8 protein-coding genes are annotated in these 7362 nt (G+C 31.2%); all 8 read right to left on the bottom strand.

The window, feature by feature from the left end:
* Nucleotides 1–1496, bottom strand: a 1496-nt coding sequence (locus tag Q0370_RS00885) for an FGGY-family carbohydrate kinase (protein WP_299570812.1), incomplete at its 3' end; no start/stop codon positions are given.
* 87 nt (nt 1497–1583) lie between these two features.
* Nucleotides 1584–2573 (bottom strand): amidohydrolase family protein, encoded by a 990-nt coding sequence (locus tag Q0370_RS00880; protein WP_299570809.1) that lies wholly within the window; start codon nt 2571–2573, stop codon nt 1584–1586.
* 52 nt (nt 2574–2625) lie between these two features.
* Nucleotides 2626–4071: a PTS transporter subunit IIC gene (locus tag Q0370_RS00875; RefSeq protein ID WP_299570807.1), complete on the bottom strand. Its 1446-nt coding sequence runs from the start codon at nt 4069–4071 to the stop codon at nt 2626–2628.
* A gap of 32 nt (nt 4072–4103) precedes the next feature.
* Nucleotides 4104–5057 carry an NAD(P)-dependent oxidoreductase gene (locus Q0370_RS00870; RefSeq protein WP_299570803.1) on the bottom strand — a complete coding sequence of 318 codons (954 nt, stop codon included), beginning with the start codon at nt 5055–5057 and terminating at the stop codon, nt 4104–4106.
* A gap of 36 nt (nt 5058–5093) precedes the next feature.
* Nucleotides 5094–6116, bottom strand: a complete 1023-nt coding sequence (locus Q0370_RS00865) for a hypothetical protein (RefSeq protein ID WP_299570800.1) — start codon at nt 6114–6116, stop codon at nt 5094–5096.
* Nucleotides 6117–6357: 241 nt separating this feature from the next.
* Nucleotides 6358–6819, bottom strand: coding sequence for a YhcH/YjgK/YiaL family protein (locus Q0370_RS00860; RefSeq protein WP_299570797.1), 462 nt, complete (start codon nt 6817–6819; stop codon nt 6358–6360).
* Nucleotides 6820–6974: 155 nt separating this feature from the next.
* Nucleotides 6975–7214, bottom strand: a complete 240-nt coding sequence (gene yidD / locus Q0370_RS00855) for a membrane protein insertion efficiency factor YidD (RefSeq protein ID WP_278558727.1) — start codon at nt 7212–7214, stop codon at nt 6975–6977.
* Nucleotides 7214–7351, bottom strand: a complete 138-nt coding sequence (locus Q0370_RS11750; protein WP_367270795.1) for a hypothetical protein — start codon at nt 7349–7351, stop codon at nt 7214–7216. Before Q0370_RS11750 ends, yidD begins: the two co-directional genes overlap by 1 nt.
* Nucleotides 7352–7362: the final 11 nt, after the last annotated feature.

The raw sequence follows: 7362 nt of genomic DNA, 5'->3' as shown, positions 1-7362 counted from the left end.
TTTAAACTATGAAAAGTTGTATCCATACTTTTTAGGATTTCCTGATATACTTCATATTTTTTTATATATTTTTTATGTTCTTCTTCAACAGGCTCGTATCTGTCTTTTATTCTAACCATCTTTTTTATAGTGTCTTCTAATGAAGTTTTTTCTATTGCCTGCTGACTTGCAATCGCTCCACCAAGTCCACCTAACTCACTTCCTTCTAAAGTTTCAACAGGAATATTTAAAATATCAGAAAAAATTTGGCACCATTGTTTTGAATTGGTTCCACCTCCTGAAATACGAATTACATCTGGTCTTTTCCCTAAATTTTTTTCCAGTTTATCTAAGTGCTGTTTATGAGAAAATACAATTCCTTCATAAACAGAACGAACCATTTCTAATTTTGTAGTTGTCGCTGTAAGTCCCAAGAAACATGATGGCGCCTCAGTACGGGTATTACTTCCATACAAGAATGGCAAAAATATAACTTTGCTATAAGAAGCCGTCGTATCTTTTAAAAATGCTTCAAGTCCAATATAAATACTTTCTGTTTCTTTTAGGCTGGACATTTCTTCAGACATCAGCATATTTAAAATAATATCTAGATTTCCAGCAGAAGTTGGACTCGATTCTTCTACTAAAAAATCTCTATTTGGAAAATACGAGTTCATTTGACCGCTTTCATATGACGCAGGTGTTTTCGATGGATAAGTATTTATATTCCAAGTTCCTGCAATAACACTAAATGTAGAGCTGTCTAAAACTCCAGAACCTATTGCACAAGCATCAATATCAAACAATCCACCTACAACAGGAGTTCCTTCTAAAAGCCCTGTAATTTCAGCAACCTCTTTTGTAACTCCTCCGACAATTTCATTATAATCAACTAATGGCGGCAGTGCTTCTTTCATTTCAGGAATTTCAAAAAATTCTAAAATTTCATCATCATAGGCTCCTGTTTCAAAATTAATCCAATGATTTCCCGAAGCATCTCCATATTCCTGATTTACTTTTCCAGTTAGTTTAAAACGAACATAATCCTTTGCAGATAAAATTGCTCCTATATTATTATAAGCTTTCGGTTCGTTTTCTTTTAACCAACGTAACAATACCGGATTTTGAACGCCAAAAACATGCTGTCTTGTCTTATTCCATAATTTTTTTATTTTATTTTCAAATTTATTAGCCAATTCTCCCGCTCTTCCATCTGTTGATAAAATTCCGTTCATAAATTCCTTGTGATTTTTATCTAGTACGTAAAGTCCTTTTCCGTGACCAACACAAGCGACTGCACTGATGTCTCTTCCAGTTAGATTTGATTTTTTTAGAACTTTTTTTATTGAATCATAAATAGCTTCTGAAGTTTCTTTTAAATCAACTTCCCTGTAATCTGGTTTTACTTCTTTTCTCATCGTATGAAAAGAAGAGACACCAATTTCATTTCCATCCTCATCAAAAATAATAGCTTTTGTGTTTGTTCCCCCATAATCTATACTCAAAAAATATTTCATAAACTATTCTCCTTTTACAAAAAGTCAATATTAAGAAATACAAGAAACAAAAGCTCCTTGTATTTCAAATTAAATATTTTAAAATTCTTAAATATTTATATCTATTCCTTCTATTGCAGGATCAACAGATTCTTTTATAGCTTTTACTGCTTCAGGTTTAAAATATACTTTCTGAGCATTATTATAGAAAACATCCTCTAATTCTTCTTTTGTAAAAATATCTACATTTTCAAGCCAAGTTGCTAATTCATTATAAGTGTTAAATGTTGCAGACCAAGGAGAATCTGTCCCCCAAATAAGTCGTTTTGCTCCCAAAATTTCTTTTGCAATAGTTACATTTTTGTACGAATTTGGAAATGGATAATCTTCAGGGCTATCTATATCTTGAATAGCTGATAAATCAGTATAAATATTAGGATATTCCTTCCACATGTTAAGATCTGCTCTCACTCTTTCAGGAGTTGCTGCATGTGGGAATGATAAATGACAAACTACAAAATCAATATTAGGATAAAGTTTTGCAAGATTTGCAATCGCTTGTGGCTGATGGCTTATTTGATCCCAATTACCATAATCTACTGTAACAACAAATCCAGGATAATTTGCCAAATAGTTAAATAATCTTGTTACAAACGGATCTGTATCTAGTCTAAATGGATTTGTGTTTCTATATCCATGAATTCCTCCATCTTCACTTATTTCAAATTTTATTGCTCTAAACCCTAAAACTTCTACATATCTTTTAGTAATTTCAAGCGCTTCCTTAGCATAAGGATCTACTGAAAAAGCTCCTATAAATCTTTCTGGGTATTTTTTTATTGTAAGATAAGTGTAATAATTTTGATATCCATGTAAATGTCCTTGTAAAAGTACAGATTTTTCAATACCATTTTCATCCAGCAACTTTAAAAATGATTCTGCTGTAAATTCTGTGTCTCCATAACCTTCAGGAAATAATTGAGTTACATCTCCATCATCCCATATTACTTTTCCATTTCCAAGCGGAGTCATTCTCCCTTTTTTATTGAATCCAGCAACTGCTTTTACAATATGTGCGTGTGCATCTATTTTTTTCATATTTTTTCTCCTTTAATTACATAATTATAAATTATAATTCAATTTTTCTAATTTAATCTTGTCCCATAAATATTTTTTCTTTACTTCCTTCAAATCCACTATTTTTATCAGCCATTTTTTTCAAATAAGCATAGATACTTTCTCGTTTTGTTCTTAAGAAGAATAGCCCTACTAGATATACAACTATTGTAATTCCTATTAATATAGGATTTCCTGAAATCCAAGCGAAGAAAATTAGTGCATTCAGTGGTCTAGCTGTCAAATTAAAACTTGCTATTAATGCTGCCCCTGCAGGTAAAGCTTTTGTTGCAATTGCCGCACTTGTATAATATGGTGCTATAAAACTGCTTGCATAAAGTCCTAAACTTAGCCAAATTATTCCATTTAATATTGTTTTTAAAATATTTCCTTTAGTAACAGCTATCATTGCTTCAATTATAAAAGGAATTGCAATTAAATCGACCATTGGCAATGTCTTATTTCCTGGCAAAACAAATGACAGTATTGCCATAACAGGAATTAATAACACTCCTGCAATAATTGTTGCAGGTTCTCCAAATCCTACTCCATCATCAACTGCAATAAACCATCTTTTTTTATCAGTTTCACGTTCATTTGAAGCATCTTGCTTTTTATTTTTTTCAACTGCTTCTGCAAGCGGTCCAAACGCTTTTGCAAATACTCCTGTAATCAATGGAAATATTGTCATAACAGCTGATAATGCAACAGCAAATCCTAAAATTTGTCCCCAGGCATCTAAAGTTCCTAATGATTTTATATTCCCAAAAACTCCCATAATAAGTCCTAAAATTGCTCCAAGCATTGTCGGTTCTCCAAAAACTCCCAATTTTCTCTTTAATGTTTCTGGATTTAATTTTGATTTGTGAAGTCCCAATAAATTCCACAGAGGATCTAGAATAATCGCTGGAACTAATGATTCTACATTATGAATTGAATTGATTGTTGCATTTTTAACTCCATAATATTCAGACCATCTATCAGCAACTGTTTCTGATAAAAGCAGTGAGTAAAGTAACATAAAAATCATAAATGCAAATGATAATGCAAAATTTTGAGTAAATTGATATGCCATTGCTCCCCAAATCATATATCCAAAATTATTCCATAAATTTGATGGAACAAATACACGAGTTACTCCAATTACAAATAATAAAATTTCAATCAGTAACCCAAATACAAAAAATGAAAGTCCAATAGTTGTTGAAAATGACATTTTAGAACCCATTTGCCATCCCATATCCACTACTTCCAGCTTCAATCCTGTAGCTTTTACCATTTGATCAACTAACTGAGTTACTGCTGGTGCAAAACTTCCTATTACCCATCCAAATCCTGTAAGACCAATTCCTGCATAAAGTCCGCTCATAATCGATTTTTTAACTTGCACTCCAAGTGCTACACTCACTACAAAAATCATTATCGGTACAACTACTGCTGGTCCCAGTGTATTAAATATATCACTAAACACTTTTAACATAATTTTCTCCTTAAAATTTTTATTTTAATTTTTTATGGATTTACCACATTTCTTAAATTTCCTGCAAAAAACTCAATGATATTTTCAGCAGCTTCTTTTGCCAAAGTTATTCTTCCCTCAACAGTTCCCGTTCCAGCATGAGGTGCCATAATCACACTGTCTAAAGCTCTTAATTCCTCTGAAACTTTAGGTTCAAACTCAAATACATCAAGTCCTGCTCCAGCAATTTCTACTGTTTTCAATGCTTCAACCAAATCAGCTTCCACTATAATTGGACCACGAGCTGCATTTATAAGGTAACTTCTATTTTTCATTTTTTTGAAAGCTTCTTTATTAAATTTACCTTTTGTTGTAGGTAATCCCGGCGCATGAATTGTTATTACATCTGAATTTTTCAACAATTCATCAAATTCAACATATTTTACATTTAATTCCTTTTCTTTTTCTTCACTAAGTCTAAATGTATCATGATACAAAACTTTCATTCCAAAACTTTGAGCTAATCTTGCAACTGTTTGACCAATTCTACCAAATCCATAAACTCCTAAAGTTGCTCCTTCCAATGTCAATCCCTGATATTTTCTTTCACTTGGATCAATCCAATTTCCCTCTCTAACAATTTTGTCATAAAATGCCAATCTTTTTGTCGCAGCCAATAATAACGCAAAAGTCATTTCTGCTGTGGGAACTCTTACTGCTTGCGGTGAGTTTTCAACCACGATTCCTTTACTCTTTGCAAATTCAATGTCAACATGGTCAAATCCTACTGCATTCAGTGAAATCAGTTTTAAATTTTTTCCTGCTTCTATAAGCTCTTTGTCCGCTTTTTGTCCCATCAGTAAAAGTGCATCATACTTATGCAGATTTTCTAGCACATATTCTCTAGTAAAAGGTTCTTCTGAATAAGTCACATCAAATTTTTCCATTAATTCTGTAAGTCCTTCTTTTGGTACAATCCCTGTTACTAATACTTTTTCTTTTGCCATTTGATACCTCCAATATTTTTATTTATCATTAAAACTTTAAATTTCTGAAACTTCATAAAGCGTCACTTTATGATTTCCATTATTTGCTGAAAATACATACGCTTTTCCATTTTTTTCAAAGGCTATTGCATTACTTGATGCACATTTTTCTTCAATTATATTTTGAACAAATTTCCCATTTTCATAACTAAATAGCAACAAATCAGCTTTTCCACTTCTATAACCGTATAAAAATACATTTTTACCTTGTAATTTTCCACCCCAGATAGCATGTCCAAACTCTGTTGGCTCTGGATATTTATATAATTCTTTTGAAAAGTCTTCATTAAAAACTCTAAGTGTATCTCCATGAAATCCTTGAATTATGACATTTTCCTTTTGAGAATCGCCATCCAAATCAACTTGAACAATATCACTCGTTTCTTCGCCAAAAATTATATCAAGTCTCCAGTCTTCTGTGTCAGAATACTCAGGATAAGTTAATTTCACAATTCCTTCCACAGCTGTAATAAGTGAGTATCCTTCTTTTTGAACTTCATAATATCCATGATTTTTTAACAATCTTAGCGGTAATTCTTTCAAATTTTTTAATTTTGCGTTATCTAAATCAAATTCGCCAACAAAAATTTTTCCTTTATCAGACCAATCTTCAACAAATTTTTTAGAATTTGCAATCGTACAACCAACAAATAATATTTTTCCATCTTTTTGTTTTATCAGGTCAAACCTATGTAAATACGGAAAATCTATAATTTTTTTTACTTCCCACTTTTCATCTTTATATTTTCCATAAACAATTTGACATTCTTTTGAGTTGAAACCTGGATAAAATTTTTGAGTTGCTAAGAAATCTAGCGTACCTGGAACTTGAATAATACTCATTGTTCCACCTACAGTATCCCAGACAACTTTTTTTGAAAAATTATCATTTACATCATAAGCAAAACAAGAATTTTCAACTTCCGAAGCTACCATCAAATAATCTTTATCATCTTTTTGAATACGATTAACCGCATAACACGATGGTAATTCATCTGAAAAAATTTTTTTTACATTCACTTTTTTCCCTCCTTTCCAAAAAATAATTACTTTAAAACAAAAGTTTTTTTTATTTGATAATAACTTAGATATATCTAAGTAGAATTTGAAAATAATAATAGACTTGTTCGGTAACATTGTATTTTTATCTCTAACTAAGATATCTCGCTCTCTTCAGAGCAATATCTATCTAATTGTATTTTCAATTATCGAACAGGTCTAATAAAGACTGAACTTCATTTATTTTAATTAAAAATAAAAATTAAAGTTCATTTAACGGTACTTTAAAAACAAGTTTTTTTATTTTTTTTGATTCTTTCACTTTTAATCCTGGCATATGTACATCATTCGGATACAACACTAATACATCTTCATCTTTTAACAAAATGTTAAATAAAACATCGCCCGAATAAATAACTAAATCTTTTTCTTTATCTGTTTTCGCAATTTTCATATTATCCGAAGTATTAAATGCCACATATTCCTCTCCGCAAAGCATTATTTGTACATCTAGATTTTTTAGATGAGTTTCCATAATTTTATCTTCCGCTGTACCTGTTTCGTAGGTATTTACATGCATTTTTATGCCTAATTCAATATCATACGCTCCACCATCAAGTTTTTTTAGTTCCTCTAAATTTTTATTTGTATATTCAATACATTCCTGAACTTTTTTAGCAATATTTTTATTTTGTAAAGTATCTTTTAAATTCGTATATATCATTTTAACCTCCAAGATATTTCTCTTTTATCTACTATTCTCTATTACATTACTAGAAGTATAACTTGTTTTCTATTTTTGTCAAGATTCAAAAAATGAAATTATAACAAAAATTTTATTCAATTTTTTTATCTTTTTTTGCCACTTTTTCACCTTTATTATTTCATAACTCGATGGAAAGTAAATTTTGTTGGAACCGGATCATAACCACCACGGGCAAAAGGTTGACACCGCAGTATCCGAACCATTCCAAGCAATATTCCTCTTATTCCAAAGCGTTGAATTGCTTCCAACGTATACTGAGAACAAGAGGGGTAGTATCGACAAGCCCTAAATGATCGCTTTGCCGATATGTTTCGTTGATACCACCGAATCATCCGACACGCGAATTTACTCACTAGTCCTTACCTTTTTTGTTATTATCAGTCTTTTGCATCCGTTCTAGCATTTCACCAGCACCCTTGGCAACATTATCAAGCGGATCCTGGGAAACAAAAACGGGTACCTTTAATTGATCACTAAAGAGTTGATCGATTCCCTTAAGAA

It is taken from the genome of uncultured Leptotrichia sp. (genome assembly GCF_938036635.1).
Lineage (GTDB): Bacteria > Fusobacteriota > Fusobacteriia > Fusobacteriales > Leptotrichiaceae > Leptotrichia > Leptotrichia hongkongensis.
This window is presented reverse-complemented; position numbering and strand designations above follow the sequence as displayed.

Excerpts from the sequence above, each read along its gene's own strand:
- Q0370_RS00880 (WP_299570809.1), bottom strand. The coding sequence starts at position 2,573 with ATGAAAAAAATAGATGCACACGCACATATTGTAAAAGCAGTTGCTGGA.
- Q0370_RS00875 (WP_299570807.1), bottom strand. The coding sequence starts at position 4,071 with ATGTTAAAAGTGTTTAGTGATATATTTAATACACTGGGACCAGCAGTA.
- Q0370_RS00870 (WP_299570803.1), bottom strand. The coding sequence starts at position 5,057 with ATGGCAAAAGAAAAAGTATTAGTAACAGGGATTGTACCAAAAGAAGGA.
- Q0370_RS00860 (WP_299570797.1), bottom strand. The coding sequence starts at position 6,819 with ATGATATATACGAATTTAAAAGATACTTTACAAAATAAAAATATTGCT.